Source organism: Roseateles sp. P5_E11 (genome assembly GCF_054049355.1).
In genome coordinates this window covers 1-1,580 of record NZ_JBFUMO010000919.1, presented here as the reverse complement: position 1 = coordinate 1,580, position 1,580 = coordinate 1, and the positions used below count along the sequence as shown (strand labels likewise).

Here is a 1,580-nt window from a genome sequence, read left to right as displayed (position 1 = left end):
CTGGTGAACCCCTTGCTGTCTCAACCGGTGATCGAGTTCTGCCTGGCCACACCGCTCCATCTCCTCACTCATGGCGGCCGTGGCCGAGCGCTGGCGCGTATGGCATTCGCGAACGACATTCCCCGTGAGATCGCAACGCGCAGGTCCAAGGGCGGCATGGAGGAACACATCACCACCGTCCTCCAGCGCAACCTCGCGTTCGTGCGCGAGCTGCTGCTGGACGGCAACCTGGTCGGCCATGGCCTCCTCGACCGCAAGCGCCTCGAAGCCGCGCTGGCAGGCCGTCCATCCGCGATGGATGCACACGTGATGGAGATCCACACCTACGTCGCCTTGGAAGCGTGGACTAGGCGGTTCACCGATCCGGCGATCACATCCTGACCGCTTCTGCGCCAATCGATGTCGCGACTCGCCGCATTGACACAGGTACTGCGGCTCTTGCGCGCCGAAGCCGACCGCAAGGTTTTCATAGGCCTCATCTGCACCCTGCTCGCCGTGGTCGTTAGCGGCGCGCTCGCTGCGGCCACGCCGCTGATGCTCAAGCGCCTGGTCGATGCGATGACGGCTGGGACCTCGATCAGCGGAGACGCCGTGTGGCTGAACACAGCTGGCTATCTGCTGGCGCTCCTTGCAAGCCGCGCGGTCGCGGACATCCGTCCATGGCTCAGCGGCATGATGGACCAGCGCTTGCAAAGCAGACTGACTCGCCGGTTCTTGGACCAACTCACCCGCCTGCCGATGGGCTACCTGCTGAAGCGCCGCGGCGGCGAGTTGCTGCACAGCCTCGAACTTGCGGCCATCGGCTCGCAGCTCGTGCTCTCGCACATGGCCAACAGTGTGCTGCCGGTGCTCATTGAACTCATGGTGATGACCTGGATCCTGATCAGCCTCGGGCAGCCAACGCTCGTCATCGTCTTCGCTGCGACCGCCGCCACCTACCTGGCGATCTTCACAACCGGCGGGCTGCGCATGACCCAACCCGCACATGAGGTGTCGACCGCGAGCCTCAACGTCTATGCGCGGCTCAACGAAGGCATCACGCACTTAGAGACCCTGCGCTGCTTTGGCGCTGATGAGCAAGCGCGGCGCGGCATGCACGAGGCCACCGCCGCCCTGGAGGCGCGCTGGTCCACACTGCTTCGTCTGAACCTCGGGATCGCGGCGGCCGCCACTGCGACCTTCGCGGTATCGATGGCCCTTTGCCTGGCCTTTGCCGCCGACGCGGTAGCGCGGCAAACAATGACCGTCGGCGGCTTCGTCCTTGCGAGCGTCTACATGCTGCAGATGGTGCGTCCGCTGGAGCTGCTCGGCTCGGCCGCCCGAGACCTCTCAAGGGCCATCGGCTTCGCGCGCCCCCTGCTGGACATCCTCGCCGAGCCGCAAGATGCCGCACAGCAGGACCAACCCACCACCCGGCCGGCGTCAGCACAGCGCACCCGACCCGCGCCGTCGGTGACGTTCGAAGACCTGCACTTCGCGTACGACCCGCTACGTCCGCTCGTCAACGGCCTGACCCTTCACGTCGAGGCCGGCCGCACCACCGCCATCGTGGGCCCAAGCGGCTCAGGCAAGTCCTCGCT

At 66.1% G+C, this 1,580-nt stretch carries 2 protein-coding genes; both read left to right on the top strand.

The annotated features are described in order from the left end of the window. On the top strand, nt 1–381 hold a 381-nt coding region (locus ACXJKR_RS32085; RefSeq protein ID WP_457326300.1), incomplete at its 5' end, for an asparagine synthase-related protein. An 18-nt stretch (nt 382–399) separates the two neighbouring features. Continuing rightward, nucleotides 400–1,580 (top strand): ABC transporter transmembrane domain-containing protein (locus tag ACXJKR_RS32080; protein WP_457326299.1); only part of this gene is annotated, 1,181 nt, incomplete at its 3' end.